The sequence below is a fragment of the Streptomyces sp. NPDC033180 genome (genome assembly GCF_055577645.1).
Map to the genome: position 1 here is coordinate 160900 of NZ_JBVIPU010000015.1, position 19328 is coordinate 180227.

General features: G+C 71.4%; 17 protein-coding genes. 12 read left to right on the plus strand and 5 right to left on the minus strand.

Features of this window, described 5'->3' with window-relative positions:
* Positions 1-44: 44 nt before the first annotated feature.
* Positions 45-1274: a cytochrome P450 family protein gene (locus tag ACZ5WE_RS31705; RefSeq protein ID WP_467687975.1), complete on the plus strand. Its 1230-nt coding sequence runs from the start codon at positions 45-47 to the stop codon at positions 1272-1274.
* 67 nt (positions 1275-1341) lie between these two features.
* Here ACZ5WE_RS31705 and ACZ5WE_RS31710 read toward each other — a convergent pair whose 3' ends face one another.
* The 3 genes from ACZ5WE_RS31710 to ACZ5WE_RS31720 all read right to left on the minus strand — a co-directional run bounded on the left by ACZ5WE_RS31710 (position 1342) and on the right by ACZ5WE_RS31720 (position 4217).
* Positions 1342-1800 carry an SRPBCC family protein gene (locus ACZ5WE_RS31710; protein ID WP_467687973.1) on the minus strand — a complete coding sequence of 153 codons (459 nt, stop codon included), beginning with the start codon at positions 1798-1800 and terminating at the stop codon, positions 1342-1344.
* Between the two features lie 52 nt (positions 1801-1852).
* The gene (locus ACZ5WE_RS31715) at positions 1853-2596 is read right to left on the minus strand and encodes a polysaccharide deacetylase family protein (protein ID WP_467688553.1); all 744 of its coding nucleotides are present in this window, start codon (positions 2594-2596) and stop codon (positions 1853-1855) included.
* Positions 2597-2744: 148 nt separating this feature from the next.
* Positions 2745-4217, minus strand: a complete 1473-nt coding sequence (locus ACZ5WE_RS31720; RefSeq protein WP_467687971.1) for an aminopeptidase P family protein — start codon at positions 4215-4217, stop codon at positions 2745-2747.
* 82 nt (positions 4218-4299) lie between these two features.
* Between ACZ5WE_RS31720 and ACZ5WE_RS31725 the strand changes: the two genes are divergently transcribed.
* The 9 genes from ACZ5WE_RS31725 to ACZ5WE_RS31765 all read left to right on the plus strand — a co-directional run bounded on the left by ACZ5WE_RS31725 (position 4300) and on the right by ACZ5WE_RS31765 (position 14316).
* Complete coding sequence (locus tag ACZ5WE_RS31725) at positions 4300-5481, plus strand: NAD(P)/FAD-dependent oxidoreductase (protein WP_467687970.1); 1182 nt, start codon at positions 4300-4302, stop codon at positions 5479-5481.
* A complete protein-coding gene (locus ACZ5WE_RS31730; RefSeq protein WP_467687968.1) occupies positions 5478-5780 on the plus strand; it encodes a (2Fe-2S)-binding protein in 303 nt (100 codons plus the stop codon). Before ACZ5WE_RS31725 ends, ACZ5WE_RS31730 begins: the two co-directional genes overlap by 4 nt.
* A gap of 237 nt (positions 5781-6017) precedes the next feature.
* Positions 6018-7445, plus strand: coding sequence for an FAD-dependent oxidoreductase (locus ACZ5WE_RS31735; protein WP_467687966.1), 1428 nt, complete (start codon positions 6018-6020; stop codon positions 7443-7445).
* Between the two features lie 97 nt (positions 7446-7542).
* Positions 7543-8448 (plus strand): dihydrodipicolinate synthase family protein, encoded by a 906-nt coding sequence (locus tag ACZ5WE_RS31740; RefSeq protein WP_467687964.1) that lies wholly within the window; start codon positions 7543-7545, stop codon positions 8446-8448.
* Between the two features lie 62 nt (positions 8449-8510).
* Positions 8511-9512, plus strand: a complete 1002-nt coding sequence (locus ACZ5WE_RS31745; RefSeq protein ID WP_467687963.1) for a proline racemase family protein — start codon at positions 8511-8513, stop codon at positions 9510-9512.
* Between the two features lie 62 nt (positions 9513-9574).
* A complete protein-coding gene (locus tag ACZ5WE_RS31750; protein WP_467687961.1) occupies positions 9575-10264 on the plus strand; it encodes a GntR family transcriptional regulator in 690 nt (229 codons plus the stop codon).
* 499 nt (positions 10265-10763) lie between these two features.
* Entirely contained in the window at positions 10764-11129 is a 366-nt protein-coding gene (locus ACZ5WE_RS31755) for a hypothetical protein (RefSeq protein ID WP_467687959.1), read from the plus strand.
* Positions 11126-13219, plus strand: coding sequence for a bifunctional polysaccharide deacetylase/glycosyltransferase family 2 protein (locus ACZ5WE_RS31760; protein WP_467687957.1), 2094 nt, complete (start codon positions 11126-11128; stop codon positions 13217-13219). Before ACZ5WE_RS31755 ends, ACZ5WE_RS31760 begins: the two co-directional genes overlap by 4 nt.
* A 2-nt stretch (positions 13220-13221) precedes the next feature.
* On the plus strand, positions 13222-14316 hold the full coding sequence (locus ACZ5WE_RS31765) for an LCP family protein (RefSeq protein WP_467687955.1): 1095 nt from the start codon (positions 13222-13224) through the stop codon (positions 14314-14316).
* 1 nt (position 14317) lies between these two features.
* Here ACZ5WE_RS31765 and ACZ5WE_RS31770 read toward each other — a convergent pair whose 3' ends face one another.
* Positions 14318-15619: a phosphatase PAP2 family protein gene (locus tag ACZ5WE_RS31770; protein ID WP_467688552.1), complete on the minus strand. Its 1302-nt coding sequence runs from the start codon at positions 15617-15619 to the stop codon at positions 14318-14320.
* A 239-nt stretch (positions 15620-15858) separates the two neighbouring features.
* Between ACZ5WE_RS31770 and ACZ5WE_RS31775 the strand changes: the two genes are divergently transcribed.
* Entirely contained in the window at positions 15859-17520 is a 1662-nt protein-coding gene (locus tag ACZ5WE_RS31775) for a class I adenylate-forming enzyme family protein (protein WP_467687953.1), read from the plus strand.
* 69 nt (positions 17521-17589) lie between these two features.
* Positions 17590-18729: a zinc-binding dehydrogenase gene (locus tag ACZ5WE_RS31780; RefSeq protein ID WP_467687951.1), complete on the plus strand. Its 1140-nt coding sequence runs from the start codon at positions 17590-17592 to the stop codon at positions 18727-18729.
* Positions 18730-18949: 220 nt separating this feature from the next.
* Here the strand turns inward: ACZ5WE_RS31780 and ACZ5WE_RS31785 are convergent, their stop codons facing one another.
* Positions 18950-19303 (minus strand): BTAD domain-containing putative transcriptional regulator, encoded by a 354-nt coding sequence (locus ACZ5WE_RS31785; protein WP_467687949.1) that lies wholly within the window; start codon positions 19301-19303, stop codon positions 18950-18952.
* Between the last annotated feature and the right edge of the window lie 25 nt (positions 19304-19328).

The following is a 19328-nucleotide window of genomic DNA, read 5'->3' on the forward strand; positions in this document are numbered from 1 at the left end:
GATCTACGACGTCCCCTCCCCCCCCACCATGACAGGAGCCCCCCATGTCGCCGTCACCCGCGCAGCAGCAACCCATAGCCGTCGATCCCGCAGGCCGTGATCTTCACGGGGAGGCGGACCGGCTGCGACAGCACGGTTGCGCCGCCCTGGTCGAACTCCCCGACGGCATAAGGGCCTGGGCCCCCACGCGGTACGACGTACTGAAACAACTCCTGGCCGACGAGCGGGTGTCGAAGGACCCGAACCAGCACTGGCCCGCCTGGATCGACGGGGAGTTCCGCGAGACCTGGGTCAACTCCTGGGTGGGCGTGACGAATATGTTCACCGCGTACGGCTCGAATCACCGGCGGCTGCGGAAGCTGGTGTCACCCGCCTTCACCAAGCGGCGCACCGACGCGCTGCGTCCGCGTGTCGAGGAGCTGACGGCCGGGCTGCTCGACGCCATGGCGAAGACCGCGGACGGAGTGGTGGACCTGCGGGCGGCCTACGCCCATCCGCTGCCGATGCAGGTCATCTGCGAACTGTTCGGTCTTCCCGAGGAGCACCAGGCGGACACCGCCCGCCTGGTCGAGTCGATCATGGACACCACCGCGACACCCGAACAGGCCGCGGCCACGTGGCAGGAAGTGCACCTGCTGCTCGCCGGTCTCGTGGCCCACAAACGGGCCGAGCCCGGCGACGACATGACGAGCGTCCTGATCGCGACCCGTGACGAGGAGGGCTCGGCGCTCACCGAGACCGAGCTGATCGACACGCTGCTCCTGGTCATCGGCGCGGGGCACGAGACGACGGTCAACCTCATCGGCAACGCGGTGCACGCCCTGCTGAGCCACCCCGAGCAGTTGGCACGGGTGCGGGCGGGTGAGGTGCCGTGGAGCGATGTCATCGAGGAGACGCTGCGCTATGCCCCGTCGATCGCCAACCTGCCCCTGCGCTACGCCGTTTCGGACATAGAGCTGCCGGACGGGACCGTCATCGCGCGAGGCGACGCGATCCTCGCCGCCTACGGGGCCGCGGGCCGCGATCCGCTGCGGCACGGAGCCACCGCCGGGCAGTTCGACGTCGGCCGCATCGACAAGGAGCATCTCGCCTTCGGCCACGGGGTGCACTACTGCATGGGGGCGCCGCTGGCCCGCCTGGAGGCGGGAGTGGCACTGCCCGCGCTGTTCGAGCGGTTCCCGGAACTGCGCCTGGACGCGGACGCGGCGAGCGCCGCCCCGGTCGGGTCGTTCATCGCGGACGGCTTCGCTTCGATTCCGGTGCGCCTGACGTGAGTCGTGCGTCGGTGGGGGCCCGCGACCTCGAAGGTCTGCGCCCGCGAGTCCGGACGCGCGCCGCCGGTCACGCGTAAGGGCGGGGCGGGGGCGCGGAGAGCAAGCCGTCCACCGCCCGCCCGAACATCCACCGAGCGGCGGCCACGAGCACCCCGTCGAAGACCCGCGGCAGCCACCGCACGCGCAGATCCTCCCGCCAGGCGACCGTCGAACCGGCCGCTCCCGCCCGGGGCGACACCTCGATCTCCGCCCACCCCGTCACGAACGATCCCCGCTTCTCGAGGCGGCACAGGCCCCCGCCTGCCATGTCGGGGCGCCACGTCACGACCTCCATCACGTCGTCGAACCCGACCGGACCGAGCCCGCTGCGGGCGACGAACACCGTCCCCTCCCCGCTGGGCGGAGGCGTCCGGACGGTGACCCGCGTCAGCGGCACCACATCGGCATGCCGCTCCCACGCGGTGAGCCGGCGCCAGACCTCGCCGGCGGGCAGGGATGATTCCCGGTCGATACGGAAGAGAGCCACACGGCGATCCTGCCAGGGCTGTGGGGGAGGGGCCCGTCGGCGGGGGTACGGGCTACGGGCGGTAGACCTTCCCGGGCTCGGCCCTGCCCGGCGCGAGCAGCTGCGGAACCGTCACGAAGACGTAGCCGCGCTTCTTCAGCTCGTCGATGATGCCGGGCACCGCGGGTACCGTCCCCTTGTAGATGTCGTGCAGCAGGATGATGCCGTCCCGCTTGGTCTGATCGATGACGCGCTTTTGGATCAGGGCGGAGTCGTTGGTCGTGTAGTCCTTGGCGGTGACGCTCCACAGGACTTCCGCGAGGCCTTCCTCGCGCGAGATCTCGTTGACGTCGGGGTTGGTGCGGCCCTGCGGCGGGCGCATCAGCGTCGGCTTGTGGCCGATCAGCTTCTCTATCGCCTCATTGGGCCTGCGCAGTTCCTCGCGCGCATCGTCCGGCGTGATGTCGGTGAGGATCTTGTGCGACCAGGTGTGGCTCGCGACCTCGTGCCCCTCGGCGGCCATGCGTTTCACCAGCTCGGGGTGGTCGGCTATGTGGTTCTTGCCGAGCAGGAAGAAGGTGGCGGGCACCTTCTCCTCCTTGAGGATGTCGAGCAGCCGCGGTGAGTTCTCGCTCGGCCCCGCGTCGAACGTCAGGGCCACGCACTTCGCCTTGCGGCAGTCGACCGTACCGAGCTTCGCCTGGCTCTTGACGCTCACGGACGCCGCGTCCTTGCGGACGGAGCTGGGCGCAGTCGTGTCCACCTTGGTGCATCCCGTCAGGGCGACGGCCATGACCGCGGAGGTCATGGCCGTCATGGACGCGGCTCGATGGAACCCTGCGGCGGATCTCTTCATCTTGCTGTTCGAAGCGGGCATGCGAGCACTATACATAGCGTGTATATACGGGGTGTATAGAGGGGTCGCTGGGCCCGTGCGCCGCAGGTGAACCCGGGTGTATCCGCCCTCAGCGGCCTTCCACCAGGCCGCCCATCCAGGCCTCGACCGCCGCGGAACCGCGCGGAAGGCCCGCCGACAGGTTCTCGTTGCCGTCGGCCGTGACGAGGATGTCGTCCTCGATGCGGACCCCGATGCCCCGGTACTCCTCGGGCACGGTGAGGTCGTCCGGCTGGAAGTACAGGCCGGGCTCGACGGTGAGCACCATGCCCTCCTCCAGTACGCCGCCGACGTACTCCTCCGTGCGGGCCTGGGCGCAGTCGTGCACGTCGAGGCCCAGCATGTGGCCCGTGCCCGCCATGGTGAAGCGGCGCTGCAGGGCCAGCTCGAAGACCCGCTCCGGGTCGCCGTCGAGGAGGCCCCACTCGACGAGTCTGTGCGCGAGGTGCCGCTGTGCCGCGTCGTGGAAGTCGCGGTACGCGGCGCCCGGCTTCACGGCGGCGATGCCCGCCTCCTGGGCCTCGAACACCGCGTCGTAGACCTTGCGTTGGAGCGGGGTGAAGGTGCCGTCGACGGGGAGAGTGCGGGTGACGTCGGCGGTGTAGAGAGTGTGGGTCTCCACGCCCGCGTCCAGGAGCAGGAGTTCGCCGGGGCGTACCGGGCCGTCGTTCTCCTGCCAGTGCATGATCGTGGCGTGCTCGCCCGCCGCGCAGATCGAGCCGTAGCCGATGTGGTTGCCCTCCAGGCGGGCGCGGCGGAAGAAGGTGCCCTCGATCCAGCGCTCCGAGGTGGCGACGGCCGTCGCCAACTCCCGTACGACATCGGTGAATCCGCGCACCGTGGAGTCGACCGCCCTGCGCAGCTCGCCGATCTCCCAGTCGTCCTTGACCAGCCGCAGGCCCGATAGCGCCTCCTCGAGCTCGGCGTCGCGCTCCTCGTCGCTCGTCACGGCCGCTTCGAGCGCCGGGTCGTGGCCGCGCACGATGCGGGTCGGCACGTCGGGCGACGCGGCGAGCTCGGTCGGGGCGTCGCGGACGTCGCGGCAGGGCAGGCCGAGGAGGAGTTCGGACTCGGCGAGGCTGCGCCTGCGGCCCATCCACAGTTCGGCGGTCATGCCGGTCCAGAACTCGTCGCTGTCCCGGCTGTCGCGGGGCAGTTGATAGAGGTGCGCGTCGTGGCCGCCGCCCCCGGCGCGCGGTTCGAGTACGAGGGCGCAGTCCCGCGCCTGGTCGCCGGTCATGTGGACGTACGCGGAGTACGGGCGGAAGGGGTAATGGCTGTCGTTCGAGCGGATCTTGAGCTTCCCCGAAGGGATCACCAGGCGCTCGCCGGGGAACAACGCGGACAGGGCGGCGCGGCGGCGCGCGGCGTGCGGGGTCTGTTCGGCCGGGCGCAGGTCGCGCTGCTCGGTGTCGGCCCAGCCCGTCCTCATCAGGGCGGAGAGCTCATCGGAGACCTCGGGATAAAGCCCGTTCTTGCGCACGGTTGACGCCTTGGACGCCTTGGATGCCCTGGGCGCCTTGAACGCGTTGGAGTCGGCCATGGGGTTCACCTCTTCTTCCGGGGGCGGTTCCGCCAGCGTAGGGACCCTTGGCCCGTAAGGGAACATGTGACATAGTACTGACGTGACAAAGCGGCTGACCTGCGATGTTGTGGTAGTCGGCGCCGGGATGGTGGGCGCCGCATGTGCCCTGTACGCGGCGCGGGCCGGACTGTCGGTCGTCGTGGTGGACCGCGGCCCGGTGGCCGGCGGCACGACCGGATCCGGCGAAGGCAACCTCCTCGTCTCCGACAAGGAGCCGGGACCGGAGCTCGAACTGGCCCTTCTTTCCGGCCGGTTGTGGACGGAACTCGCCAGCGAGCCGGGCGTGCGCGAGAGCATCGAGTTCGAGGCCAAGGGCGGCGTGGTCGTAGCGTCATCCGGTGAAGGGCTCGCGGCGCTGGGGAAGTTCGCCGACGAGCAGCGCGAGGCAGGGGTCGACGCGCGGGCCGTCACGGCCGACGAGCTGTACGACCTCGAACCGCACCTCGCTCCCGGCACGGCGGGCGGCGTGTACTACCCGCAGGACGCTCAAGTGATGCCGTCCCTGGCCGCGGCCCAACTGGTGCGCATGGCGCGGCGTTCGGGTGCCGAGCTGCGCACGGGCCGGACAGTGACCGCCGTGCTGCGGACGGCGGGCGGTGCGGTACGCGGGGTCCGCACCGACCGGGGCGAGATCCACGCCCCGTACGTCGTGAACGCGGCGGGTACCTGGGGCGGTGAGATCGCCGCCCTCGCCGGAGTCGGCCTGCCCGTGCTGCCGCGGCGGGGGTTCGTCCTGGTCACGGAGCCGCTGCCCCGCATGGTCCGGCACAAGGTGTACGCCGCCGACTATGTGGCGGACGTGGCCAGCGGCTCCGCCGCGCTCCAGACGTCACCGGTGGTCGAGGGCACGGCGGCTGGGCCGGTCCTGATCGGCGCGAGCCGCGAGCGGGTCGGCTTCGACCGCTCCTTCTCCTTGCCGGTCATGCGGGCTCTGGCGGCGGGGGCGACCCGGCTCTTCCCGTTCCTGGACGGCGTCCACGCGATGCGTGCGTACGTCGGCTTCCGCCCCTACACGCCGGACCACCTCCCCGCCATCGGCCCTGACGCCCGGCTGCCGGGGCTCGTCCACGCCTGCGGCCACGAGGGCGCGGGGATCGGACTCGCCACGGGGACGGGGCACTTGATCGCCCAGGCGCTGACCGGGACGACCCCGGACCTGGACCTGGCCCCCTTCCGCCCTGACCGTTTCACCGACAGCCCCTTGGCCGAGGAGGCGCCATGAGTGGACGTACCCCCCTGACCCTGGTAAGCGCCCGTCCGGGCCCACCGCACACCGTCACGTTCGACGGGCGCGAGATTTCTGCCCTGCCGGGCCAGACGGTGGCCGCCGCGCTCTGGTCGGCGGGCATCACCGCTTGGCGCACGACGCGGGGAGAGGGTGAGCCGAGGGGGGTCTTCTGCGGGATCGGTGTCTGCTTCGACTGCCTGGTGGAGGTCAACGGGCGGGCGAATCAACGGGCTTGCCTGGTACCGGCGGAGCCCGGAGATGTGATCAGGAGTGGAGGTGAGGACGTTGTGTGACGGCGGTGGTGCTGCGGGACTGGTCCGCGTTGGGTGCGGGGCCGCGCCGGTATGTCCGTCCTCGCTGTCGTCCGGTGAGCGCGTGGCCTCTTCGGCCCCGGAGCGCCGCGAACCGTCGCTGCGGGGCAATCGGGCGGGTAGGTGGGAAAGCTTGTTCGTCCAGGGTGGGATGCGGGGTTACGGGCGGGTGGGTGGCAGAGGTCCGTTCGGCGAGGGCAGGATGCCGGGGGCCGGGCGGTGACGCCGGAGGCGGAGCCGCCCCGCACGCTGGCTGTGATCGGCGCCGGCCCCGCAGGCCTCGCCGCCGCGCTGGCCGCCGCGCGGCGGGACGTGCGGGTCACGGTGATCGACTCCGCCCCGCAGGCAGGCGGGCAGTTCTACCGCCGGCCCGCAGCCGCGCTCGGCGCACGCCGCCCGCAGGCCCTGCACCACCAGTGGCGTACCTGGGAGCGGCTGCGGGACGGACTCGCGCAACAGATCGCGGCGGGCCGCGTCACGCACCTGACGGAACATCACGTCTGGTTCGTGGAGCGCGTCGAGCCGGACGGCGGCTTCGCCGTGCACGCCCTTCTCGGGCCCGAGCAGCAGGAGTCCGTAGCCGTACGCTCCGACGCCGTGATTCTCGCGACCGGCGGGTACGAGCGGGTCTTGCCGTTCCCCGGCTGGACCCTGCCCGGCGTGATCACCGCCGGTGGTGCGCAGGCCATGCTCAAGGGAGGTCTTGTCCTTCCGGGGCGCACCGCCGTCGTGGCCGGAACCGGGCCGCTGCTCATGCCCGTCGCCGCCGGGCTCGCGGCGGCCGGGGCCGAGGTGGCCGCTCTGGTCGAGTCCGCCGGCCCCAAGGCCTTCGTGCCGCACGCGACCACCCTCGCCGCCCATCCGGACAAGCTTGCCGAAGCTGCCCGGTACGGCATCCAACTGCTGAGCCACCGAGTCCCGTTGGCGTCACGGCACACTGTCGTCGAGGCGCACGGCAAGGGCTCCCTCGAAGCCGTGACCATCGCCGCTCTCGACCCGGCGGGGCACCTCAGGCCCGGCACCGAGCGGCGCATCCCCTGCGACGCCCTCGCCGTCGGTCACGGCATGCTGCCGCACACCGACCTTGCCGAAGGGCTCGGATGCCACGTCGACGGCGTGAACGTCGCCGTCGACACCGAGCAGCGCACCGACGTCCCCGGCGTCTGGGCCGCCGGTGAGACCACCGGCATCGGCGGCGCCGCCCTCTCCCTCGCCGAGGGACACATCGCCGGGCGCTCGGCCGCAGCCCGGCTCCGGGGGAGCACGCCCGACCCTCGCGCATGGGCAGCCGCCGCCAAGTCCCGTACGAGGATGCGGGAGTTCGCCGCGGCGATCGACGCCGTGTACGTGCCGCCCGCCCACTGGGCCGAGCGGCTCCGCGACGACACCCTCGTCTGCCGCTGCGAGGAGGTCCCCGCATCGGCGGTCCGCGAGGCAGTCGAGGAACTCGGGGCCACGGACGCGCGGGCCGTGAAACTCCTGACGCGGGCCGGCATGGGCTGGTGTCAGGGCCGGATGTGCTCGGCGGCAGTCGCCGGACTCGCGGGCTGCGAGGAGCGATCCGCACGGCGGCCGTTCGCCAGGCCGGTCCCGCTCGGCGCGCTCGCACGGTCCGACGGCGAGGACGAACAGGCCCCCTCCACCTAGCCACAGGCTCCCTCCACCCAGCCACAGGCGCCCGCTCCCACCCAGCCACAGGTCCGCACCCGCACCGCCTCCGTACCCCATCGAAGGGACCACGCCCATGACCGCGCCCGCCGACCATCCCCGCCGCCCCTGGCACGGCGTCCTCGTCGCCACCGCTCTCCCGCTGAACGACGACCTCTCCGTCAACTACGGCCACTTCGCGGAGCACTGCGCCTGGCTCGTCGAGAACGGCTGCGACGGCGTCGTGCCCAACGGATCCCTCGGCGAGTACCAAGTGCTCACCCCCGAGGAGCGCGCCAAGGTCGTGGAGACCGCCGTCGCGGCCGTCGGCGGGCGGCGCGTGATGCCCGGTGTCGCCGCCTACGGCTCCGCCGAGGCCCGCCGCTGGGCCGAGCAGGCCAAGGACGCGGGCTGCGCGTCCGTGATGCTGCTCCCGCCGAACGCCTACCGCGCCGACGAACGCTCCGTCCTCGCCCACTACGCCGAGGTCGCGAAGGCGGGCCTCCCCGTCGTCGCGTACAACAACCCCGTCGACACCAAGGTCGACCTGGTGCCTGAGCTCCTCGCGACGCTGCACGCCGAGGGATACGTGCACGGCGTCAAGGAGTTCTCCGGCGACGTGCGCCGTGCCTACCGCATCGCCGAACTCGCCCCGGACCTCGATCTGCTGGTCGGCGCCGACGACGTCCTGCTCGAACTCGCCGTCGCGGGCGCCAAGGGCTGGATCGCCGGGTACCCGAACATGCTGCCCGCCGCGTCCGTCGAGCTCTACCGCGCCGCCGCGGCCGGCGACCTGGGCACGGCGACCAAGCTCTACCGGCAGCTGCATCCGCTCCTCCGCTGGGACTCCAGGCCCGAGTTCGTGCAGGCCATCAAGCTGTCCATGGACATCGCCGGGCGCCACGGCGGACCGTGTCGTCCCCCACGGGTGCCGCTGCTGCCCGAGCAGGAGAAGGCGGTACGCACCGCCACCGAGCGCGCCATCGCCGCCGGGCTCAGCTAACTGCCCCCCTCCCCGTACGCCTCCCCATACGCCTCCTCGTACGAAAGCGAAAGGCACCGCACATGCGCAGCAAACTCGTCCTGCACGCGGTCGACTCGCACACCGAAGGCATGCCGACGCGGGTGATCACCGGCGGCATCGGCACCGTCCCCGGTGCGACGATGAACGAGCGCAGGCTCCACTTCCGTGAGCACCGCGACGACATCAAGCAGCTCCTGATGAACGAACCGCGCGGGCACGCGGCGATGAGCGGCGCGATCCTCCAGCCGCCCACCCGGCCAGACTGCGACTACGGCGTGATCTACATCGAGGCCTCGGGCTATCTGCCGATGTGCGGGCACGGCACCATCGGCGTCGCCACCGTCCTCGTCGAGACCGGCATGGTCGAGGTCGTCGAACCGGTCACCACGATCCGCCTGGACACCCCGGCGGGCCCGGTCGTCGCCGAAGTCGCCGTCGAGGACGGCACGGCGAAGGCCGTCACACTGAAGAACGTGCCGTCCTTCGCCGTCGCCCTCGACCGCAAGACCGCCCTGCCCGACGGCCGTTCGGTGACGTACGACCTGGCCTACGGCGGCAACTTCTACGCGATCCTTCCCCTGGAGCAGTTCGGCCTGCCCTTCGAGCGCGGGCGCAAGGACGAGATCCTCGCGGCGGGTCTCTCGCTGATGGAGGCCATCAACGCCGAGGACGAGCCGGTGCACCCCGAGGATCCGTCCATCCGCGGCTGCCACCACGTCCACCTCTACGCGCCCGGCGCCACCGCCCGGTACTCCCGGCACGCGATGGCCATCCACCCCGGCTGGTTCGACCGCTCGCCCTGCGGCACCGGGACGAGCGCGCGCATGGCCCAGCTGCACGCGCGCGGGGAGCTGCCGCTGGACACGGAGTTCGTCAACGAGTCCTTCATCGGTACGCGGTTCAGCGGGCGGCTCCTCGGCACCACCGAGGTGGCGGGCACCCCCGCCGTCCTGCCCAGCTTCACCGGCCGAGCCTGGGTGACCGGCACCGCGCAGTACCTCCTCGACCCGGACGACCCCTTCCCGGCGGGGTTCGTGCTGTAGCGGGCCCGAGCGGCCTGGGATACTCGTGGCACGTGACATTGCACCAAGGAGGAACCGCCCCCATGGCCGCCCGGCACAACCCCGCCCCGTCCGCCGCCCCTCCCGCCCTGCCGAGCCTGGGCGGGACGCGCAGCAGCTACCGCGAGCGGGTCGCGGACGCGCTGCGTGCCGCGCTCATCGCGGGTGAACTGCGCGCGGGCGAGGTCTACTCGGCGCCCACTCTCGCCGCGCGCTTCGGCGTCTCCGCCACCCCGGTCCGCGAGGCGATGCTCGACCTCGCCAAGGAGGGGCTCGTCGACACGGTGCCGAACAAGGGCTTCCGGGTCACCGCGGTCTCCGAGAAGCAGCTCGACGAGTACAAGCACATCCGCGCCCTCATCGAGGTCCCCACCACGGCGGAGCTCGCCACCTCGGCGGACCCCGCCGCTCTTGAAGCACTGCGGCCGGTCGCGCTGGAGATCGTCACAGCGGCGGGGGCCGGCGACCTCATCGCGTACGTGGAGGCCGACATCCGCTTCCACCTCGGCCTGCTCGCGTTCTCCGGCAACGACCACCTGGTCGAGGTGGTCGGAGACCTGCGCAAGCGCTCCCGCCTGTACGGGCTGCAGGCGCTCGTCGACGCGGGCCGCCTGGAGGCGTCGGCCGAGGAGCACCTGGAGATCCTCGACGCGCTGCTCGCCCGCGACGAGGACGCCGTACGCGCCGTGATGACCCGCCACCTCGGTCACGTACGCGGCATGTGGGCGGAGTAGCGGACCGCCCGCTTCCGCACGCCGCCACATCCGTGCACCGCCCTCTGGGCCTTCTGCGTTTCCTACGGTCCTTACGGGCCGGGCATCTGCGGCGGGGACGCGTTGCGCCTGCGCTCGTCCGCCCAGTACGACGAGGCCGACCCCGGCCACCACGACGGCGACCGCCGCCATCACACAGGCCGCGGCCGTCGTTCCGCCACGTCGAGGTTCGCGTCCGCGAAGTCCGTGAGCGTTGAAGCCAGTTCGGGGATGCCCGACGCCGCCCGCCCGAGTAGGGTCGGGGGCTGCGTGCAGCGGGCCCCCGGGTCCGTACCCCCCCACATATAAAGAGTCGCGCGTGCGCGGCCGCAGATCAGGAGCACCAGTGCAGGGCACCCCCCACATAGCCAGCACACCGCACGACGGGCGATTGCCGTCCGCCCCCTCGTGCCCGCCGGGCGCGACCGGGCGCCAAGCGCGGCACAGCGCAGTCGTGTCGCACGAGGTGGCGGCGCCACACGTGACCCCGACCGCACGGCGCCCCCCGACCGCACGGCGTCCCCCGGCCCCCGAACCCCAACTCCCGGTATTCATCGACCAGTCGGGCTGGCGCAGGCGGACGCTGCAAGGACTCGGGCTGGCCGTGGGCCTCGCCTGCGTCGGGTATCTGCTGTTCGTCGGCACGCTGGTCAGCGGACTCTGGCAGCCCGTTGGCGCACAGCCGCCGAGTACGAACGCCCCGGCCGCCCCCTCCCGCCCGGACACGGGCGAATCGCCGGAAGCCGGCGGCGCACCCGCCCCGGCCGGGGCCCGCGCGGACCGGGACGACCACCGCCGCCCGCCGGCCGGCAGATCCGTCCCGCCGGCCGGAGGCCCGAGGCAGTGAGCCGGCGCGACGCCGCTGTCCGCCGACCACCGCGCGGACACTGGCTCGTGCTCCTGCTCGTACTCCTGGTGGTCGCCGTCGCCCTCCTTTTCGAGGGCTGGACGACCCACCAGGTCGACGCCGCGCGGACCAAGCCGCCGTGCACACGGCCGATCCCGCGCGATGCGGACGACGGCAAGCCGCTGCTGCGGTTCGGCCCGAAGGGGGTCACCACCGCGGGCATGCCGCCGCGGACCGCCGCGCTCACCTTCGACGGCGGGCCCGACCCGGTGTGGACGCCGCGCCTGCTCGACCTGCTGCGCAGACACCACGCGCGGGCCACCTTCTTCGTCTACGGGAAGGACGCGGCCCGGCATCCCGAGCTGATGCGGCGGATCGTCCGCGAGGGCCACGAGATCGGTTCGTACACCTACAGCGGCGGCGACCTCGGTGTCGCGTCCCCGCTGCGCGCACGGCTCGAACTGTCCCTCACCCAGACCGCCTTCGCGGGCGCCGCCGGTGTCCGCACCACCCTGCTGCGGCTGCCGCACACCACGGCCGCGGACACGCTCTGCGGCCCGCAGTGGCCGGCCGCCAAGCGCGCGGCCGAGCAGGGCTACCTCGTGGTCGCGTCGGACTACAAGGACCGCGAGCCGTGGCGCGGAGTGGTGACGCAGCACAGCCAGACCGACCTCGGCTACCGCGAGGCCCAGGAACTGCTGCGCGACCCCAGGGTGACATCGTTCACCACCGTCAGCGGCGGCCTCGGCCGCCCCTCCTTCACTCAAGCGGTGCCGGTCGCCCGGGAGATCGAGGGCGAGGGCCTGATCTGGTCGCAGCGGCTCGGCAAGGCCTTCCTCACCGTGATGGTGTGGACGCTGACCCTCGCGGGCGTGCTCGGCGTCCTGCGGATGCTCCTGTTCGCGCTGTTCGCCCGGCTCCATGTGCGCAGGCTGCACCGGTACCGCCCCGGCGCACCACGACTGCGCGAGGTGCGGGACCCGGTGACGGTCCTGGTGCCCGCGTACAACGAGGAGGCCGGTATCGCCTCCACCGTGTACTCGCTGCTCGCCTCGACCCACCCGCACTTCCAGGTCATCGTGATCGACGACGGCTCGACCGACGCCACCGCCGACATCGCCGAGGACATCGACGACCCCCGGGTGACGGTGATCCGGCAGCCCAACGGCGGCAAGCCGAGCGCCCTCAACACCGGCCTCGCGCACGCCCGGTACGACATCGTCGTGATGGTCGACGCGGACACCATCTTCGAACCGGAGGCGCTCGCCCGCCTCGTCCAGCCGCTCGCCCACCCGGCGGTCGGCGCGGTCAGCGGCAACACCAAGGTCGGCAACCGGCGTCGCCTGCTCGGCAAGTGGCAGCACCTGGAGTACGTACTCGGCTTCAACCTCGACCGGCGGATGTTCGAGGTCCTGGAGTGCATGCCGACGGTGCCGGGAGCGATCGGCGCCTTCCGCAGGGACGCGCTGATGGGCGTCGGCGGGGTCAGCGACGAGACCCTGGCCGAGGACACCGACCTCACGATGGCGCTCTGGCGGGCGGGCTGGCGCGTCGTCTACGAGCAGTCGGCGGTCGCCTGGACCGAAGTGCCGAGCAGCGTCCGGCAGTTGTGGCGTCAGCGCTACCGCTGGTGCTACGGCACTCTCCAGTCGATGTGGAAGCACCGTCACGCGGCGGTGGAGGTCGGCCCCGCGGGACGCTTCGGCCGCCGGGTCATGCTCTACGTCACGCTGTTCCAGATCGCCCTTCCGCTGTGCGCGCCGGTCGTGGACATGTTCGCCCTCTTCGGAGCGCTCTTCCGCGATCCCGTGGAGGCCGCTCTCGTCTGGTGCGGCTTCCTCGCCGTCCAGTTGGTGACCGCCGCGTACGCGCTGCGGCTCGATCGCGAACGGCTGCGCGTGCTGTGGGTGCTGCCGCTCCAGCAGTTCGTCTACCGGCAGTTGATGTACCTGGTGGTCATCCACTCCGTGATGACGGCGCTGCTCGGCACCCGCCTGAAGTGGCACAGCATGAAGCGCACCGGCACCGCCGACCCGTATCTGCTCGACGCGCCGCCCGAAGAGACGCGGCGCAGCCTGCAAGGGAGTTGACCATGACAGACGTGACCCCGGAAGGCTCAGCCGCGCGAGAGCAGGTCGAACGGTTCACCGACCGTCCGAGCTCCCGTTACGGGCCTCGACGTGCCCACGCCCGTCAGTCGAAGAAGAAGCGCAGGAGGCTGCGGAGGGCGGTCCTCGTTCTGCTGACCGGCGTCGTCGTCGCGGCGGGCGGCACGTACGGCTGGGCCGAGACCCGGCTCCAGCGGAAGGTCGACCTCGACGCGTACGGTGACCGACCGTCGCCCGGCAAGGGCACCAACTACCTCATCGTCGGCTCGGACAGCCGCGACGGGCTGTCGCCGGACGCGGTGCAGGATCTGCGGGCAGGCGGGGGCGGCGGGCGGCGCACCGACTCGATGATGCTCCTGCACACCGGGGCCCACGGAACCAGCATGGTCAGCCTGCCGCGCGACTCCTGGGTCACCGTGCCCGGCCGCCTCGACACAACGACGGGCAAGACGAAGCGGCCCGAGGGGGACAAACTGAACGCCGCCTTCGCTTACGGCGGCCCCGAACTCCTCGTGCACACCGTCGAGCGGAACACCGGCCTTCGCATCGACCACTACGCGGAGATCGGCTTCGCCGGCTTCGTGAACATCGTCGATGCCATCGGCGGCGTACGGATGTGCCTCGACCGGGACATCAGGGACAAGAAGTCGGGCGCCGACCTGCGCAAGGGCTGTCACACCCTGGACGGCAAGCAGGCGCTCGCCTTCGTCCGCCAGCGGCACCAGGAGAAGGAGGGCGACCTGGGCCGGTCGAAGAACCAGCAGAAGTTCCTGTCGACCCTCGCCCACCAGGCCGCAAGGCCCGGCACCCTCTTCGACCCGACGGAGATGGGCCCGGCCATGCAGGCCGGGCTCGAGACGCTCATCGTCGACAAGGACATGAGTCTGCGCGATCTCAGCGACATGTTCCGCGCCATGCAGAGCGTCTCGGGCGGGCAGGGCAAGCGGATCAACGTACCCGTGTCCGGCTTCGGCGTCCCCACCCCCAAGGGCAACGTACTGAAGTGGGACGCCGAGAAGTCGGCCCGGCTCTTCGCCGACCTGCGGCAGGACCGGCCGCTGGACCGGCCGCTGGACTGACTCACACCATTTCGGGCTGGGGTTTCGGCGGCCGGAGCGCCGGCGCGGCCGCCGGTTTCCCAGCCCTGTTGGTCCGTATGTAGGCGTAGATCACCGAGACCATCGACAGCATGACCAGCGGTCCGAACACCCACGGATGCGCGGCCATCTCCATCGGCAGGTAGCGGTAGGTCACCAGGAGCGCGCCGAAGACCACGGTGCCGTAAGCGACCAGCGAGATTCCCGACCGGTCCCAGCCGCGGTCGTACGCGCGCAGGCCCCCCTCGACCGTGAGCGAGAACACCACGCCGGCCACGAGATCCACGCCGTAGTGGTAGCCGAAGCCGAGCGTCGCGCTGAGCGTGGCGATCAGCCAGAAGGTCCCCGCACAGCGCAGCAGGCGCGGGCCCTTGCGGGAGTGGATGAAGATCGCGGTGGCCCACGCCGTGTGCAGGCTCGGCATGCAGTTGCGAGGAGTGATCCCGTCGTACGGCACCGGGTGAGGGACGCTGATCGGCGGCGGGGTGTGCGGCCACAGGTCGGCCACCGCCCACTGCAGGCCGCCGGTTCCGGAGGTGCCGGGGCCGTAGGCGAAGATCGGCCCGACCACGGGGAAGATCATGTAGACGGCCGGGCCGAGCAGGCCGATCACCAGGAAGGTGCGTACCAGGTGGTGGCGCGGGAAGCGGCGCTCGGTCGCCACGTTCCGCAGCTGGTACAGGGCGGCGACGACCGCGGCCACCGCGAGCTGGGCGTAGACCAGGTCGATGACGTGGGGGACGAGCGGGCCGCTGGCGTCGAGTATCCGGCCCGCCAGCCATGACGGGTTGCCCAGTGCGTGATCGGCGACCGCCACGTACGGGTCGAACACGGTCGGGCGGGTCTTCGCCGTGATGAGCAGCCAGGTGTCACCGGTCTTGCGCCCCGCCACCAGGAGCAGACCCAGGCCCACGCCCTTCAGGAGCAGGACACGTTCCTCGCCGGTGCGGCGCGTGAAGGCGATGGCCGCCCAGCCGAGCATCACCCACAACGCGCCGTTGCCGAAGAGCTGCCCCTCGGGTACCTCCGCGCCGACCGCCCACCGCACCAGCACGAAGACGGCATCGATCCCGATCGCGGCACCGGCCGAGATGAACCGCTGCCGCCAGGTGAGCACCACCATCATCAGTGCCAGACCGCCGTACAGCGGCCCCGGTTTGGGCGGGAACAGCACCTCGCGCGCCTGATTGGTGATCGGTCCCGGTACGCCGCCGTAGCGGCGCGCGGCGATCTCCAGCGCGATGAGGAACCCGAGGGCCACCACGCCCGCCGTGGCCCACAGGATCGCGCGTGGCCGAGACCGGGCGGGCTGCGCGGGCTGCGCGGGCTGCGCCGGCTGCGCGGGCTGGGTGGGCGGTGCAGGCCGTGCGGCGGACTCGGCTCTGCGAGGTATTCGCGAAATCACTCGCAAACTATAGGTATCAATTATTTGGACCGACGGCGGGGCAGGGTACTCCCTCAGCCGATGGCCGAAGTCGCCCCCTGCGGGACCGAGGCACCTGAGTGGCATGTTTGCATATGTCCATGATCATTAGCGCACAGCAAACACCGGGCAGCACTCAGCAAGCACCCGCCCCACGGACATACGTGGACCGCGTCCTGGAGCACTGGCACAGGGACGAGGACGTCGAGGCGCTCGTCCAGGGTGCGCGGCGGCTGACCCGGGGCGAGGCCCGGCGGCAGCTGTTCCGGCTGGGGCACGCGCTGCGGCGGCAGGGGCTCCAACCCGGCGACGGAGTAGGTCTTTTCCTGGCCAATCGTGTGGACTCCGTCCTGGTGCAGCTCGCGGTCCACCTCATCGGCTGCCGCGTCGTCTTCCTGCCGCCCGAGCCAGGGCCCGGCGAGCTCGCCGCGCTGGTCGAGCAGTCCCGGGCGCGGGCCGTGGTCACCGACCCGCTCTTCGCGCAGCGGGCCGCCGACGCGGCAGGCCGCAGCGTCCACGCCCCCGAGCTGCTCAGCCTCGGCCCCTGTGAGCAGGAGTGCGAGGACTTGCTCGCCGTGGCGGCTGAGTGCCCCGAGGTGCGCCCCGACGGCGTACCCGCCCCGGGACCGGACGAGGCCGTCACCGTCCTCTACACCGGCGGCACGCTGGGCCGCCCCAAGCTGGCCGCCCACAGCCACCGGCTCTACGACACGCTGGTGGACCTGGCAGAGGACGCCCCGCAGGAGTCCCGCCCCTCGGTCTTCCCGGTCATGGCGCCGGGCACGGACAGGGTGCTCGCCGCCACGCTGCTCACGCACGGCAGCGGCCATCTCACCTCGGTCCAGGCACTGGTGACCGGGTCCGTACTCGTCGTCCTGCCCGAGTTCGAAGCGGGCGCGGCGCTGGAGGTGCTGCGCGAAGAGCACATCACCGCCACCATGTTCGTACCGCCGATGCTGTACGCGCTTCTCGACCACCCGGAGTGCGTACCGGGCGCCCTTCCCGCGCTGCGCCGCATCGTCGTCGGCGGCGCGGCATCGTCGCCCAGCCGGCTGCAGCAGGCGGTCGAGGTCTTCGGGCCGGTGCTCAGCCAGGGCTACGGGCAGTCGGAGGCGCTCGGTATAGCCGCGTTCGGCGCGGAGGACCTGGCATCGCAGGGAGCCCGGCGCCCCGAGCTCTGGCGCAGCTGCGGACGCGCGATATCCGACACCGAGATCGAGATCCGCGCCGATGCCGATGCCGAGGACAGCGCGGCGGCGCTTCCCGTCCGCCAGGTCGGCGAGGTGTGCGTCCGGGGCGAGACGGTGATGCTCGGTTACTACGAGGACCCGGAGCGCACCGCGGAAGCGCTGCACGACGGCTGGCTGCGCACCGGGGACATGGGCTACCTCGACGCCGAGGGGTACCTCTATCTCGTCGACCGGGCCAAGGACATCATCGTCACCGGCAGCACCAGCGACAACGTCTACTCCCGGGTCCTCGAGGACTTCCTGCTCACACTGCCCGGGGTGCGCAACGCGGCGGCGCTGGGCGTTCCGGACGAGGACTTCGGTGAAGCCGTACAGATCTTCCTGGCCACGGCCGAGGGCGCGGACATCGACCCGGAGACGGTAGGCGCGGCGGTGACGGCCGAGTTGGGAGACCTGTACACGCCCCGGAGGACGGTCCTGCTCGACCGCCTGCCGACGACCAAGGTCGGCAAGGTGGACAAGAAGGCGCTGCGCGCGGCATGGACGAACACGGCGACAGCGGCCACACCGTAGCCGTAAGCCGTCTCCCCAGATTCTCCCCAGCCGTTCCGGCGGGGAGGGCGATCCGAGGGTTGCTCGGACATGGTTGGCCCGTCACTCATCGTGTTGGTGAGGGCCCCGCGCCACGGAGCCCTCGTCGTCGAGGAGGTGCCCGATCCCGTACCGCAGGCCGGTCAGGTCCTCGTGCGCACCATGGCCTGCGGCATCTGCGGGTCGGACCTGCACGCGCTCGACGACCCGGAGGCGTTCACGGACATCATGCGCCGCACGGGCGGAACCCCGCACGACATCCGCGAAGGCATCGTGCTCGGCCACGAGTTCGCCGGCGAGATCGTGGACTACGGCCCTGGCACCGTGCGCGCGCTGCCGGTCGGCACGACGGTGTGCGGACCGCCGATCGGGTTCGGCCCGCAGGGCTCCGGGATCATCGGTTACACACCGGCGTTCCCCGGCGGCTTCGGCGAGTACATGATCCTGCCGGAGGCGTTCACGATGGCGGTGCCCGGCGGAGTACCGGCGGAGGCCGCCGCCCTGACGGAACCCTTCTCCGTCGCGGCGCGCGCGGTCCGGCGCTCGGGCATGGCCTCGGGCGACGTGGCGGTCGTCCTCGGACTCGGCCCCATCGGCCTCGGTGTCGTCGCCGTACTGAAGGCGCAGGGGCACGGGCCCGTGGTCGCCGTCGACTTCTCGGCCGAGCGACGGGAGCTCGCCGAACGTCTTGGCGCGGACGTGCGACTCGACCCCGCGGTCGAGTCGCCGTACGACCGCTGGAGTTCGCTCGGTGTGGTCACCGGCACGATGGACCGAATGGCCGCCGAGTACCGGGGGCTGAAGGTCCGTGACGCCGTGCTGTTCGAGTGCGTGGGTGCGCCAGGCATGCTCGACCAGGTGGTGCGGGGCGCTCCGGCCGGCTCCACCGTCGTCGTGGTCGGCGTGTGTCTGCGGCCCGACACCGTCGACCCCGGAGTGGTCGCACACAAGGAGCTGAACATCCGCGGCTCGTTCGGCGGCAGCCCGGCGGAGTACCGGCAGACCCTGCGGGACATCGCGGACGGCCGGATCGATGCGGGCATCGTCATCACCGGCCGCACCGGCCGCACCGGCCGCACCGGCCGCACCGGCCGCACCGGGCTCGACGGCTTGGCCGACGCCGTGGCCGAGCTGTCCGGAGGGGGACGACACGCCAAGATCACGGTGGATCCCCGACTCGGCGGCACCTGACCGCGCCCTCACCCCCGACATGGCACGGGCCGCACAGAGGCACTTTCGGTGCGGCCCGTGCTTTTCTGTCGTTCGACGGATTTCCGTGAGGGCTTTTGCGCGCCCCAGGTTCCGGTCGAAATGCAAAGAGAAAGCAATGAGTCCCCCTGGGTGCGGCCAATTACTCCTAGTTAGTTCAATACCGAACTCACGGCGTGCGACGTGCGTGTGACCTGCGCTTTCATGTACCATGCTTAGCGGTGCAACGCCCTGTACATGGAATGCACCAGGGGGTAATGACAATGGATACGATTGAATTTCGCATCCTGGGGCCGATAGATGCCCTGTTGAACGGGGACGCAATACAGCTCGGTGGGACCAAGCCCAAGACCGTGCTGGCTTCTTCGAAACTGGCGGACTCCTCGCTGAGGAGGTGTTCCGTGCCGTCCGTGAACACGTTTCCCCGAAACAGGGAGAGTGCGTCGCTGAGATACTTCGCCGCCATGCGGAAGCGACGCTCCGCGAGCGCGTCACGCCCCGTTCGTGAAAGGCGCGTGAAGACTTTCCAATCGCACCAGGCATCGCCGACGGACATCGCATAACCATGCCCTTGACGCGAT